General features: G+C 72.1%; 1 protein-coding gene. It reads right to left on the reverse strand.

Annotated elements, in window-relative coordinates:
• On the reverse strand, window positions 1-359 hold a 359-nt coding region (locus tag AB4Z35_RS31350; RefSeq protein WP_442101346.1), incomplete at both ends, for an Ig-like domain-containing protein.

Raw genomic sequence — 359 nt, forward strand, 5'->3', positions numbered from 1 at the left:
CGGCCACGGTGGCACTGCCGGCGTTGGCCGGCGTCACCGAGACGATGGTCACGCCCGTGAACGGGCCACCCGTGGCGCCCTCGGTCACGTCCACGCTGACCGGCCGGTTGGCGAGGGTCGAGAGCTGCCGCTGGGCCACCGCGATCGGCACCGCGTTCACGGTGACGGCGACCGTCACCGGCGCCGAGGCCCCGGCGCTATTGTTCAGCGCGTAGGCGAACGTCACCGCGCCCGAGGTGGTCGGCGTGGGGGTGTAGACAATGTCCAGCCCATTGACGACCACGCTGCCACTGGCCTGCGGCGTGTTGATCGTCACGCCCGAGAACGGCGCGCCCGTGGCGTTGGCGGCGGCATGGATC

Source organism: Pseudomonas sp. KB_15 (genome assembly GCF_052114525.1).
In the GTDB taxonomy this organism is placed as follows: Bacteria; Pseudomonadota; Gammaproteobacteria; order Pseudomonadales; family Pseudomonadaceae; genus Aquipseudomonas.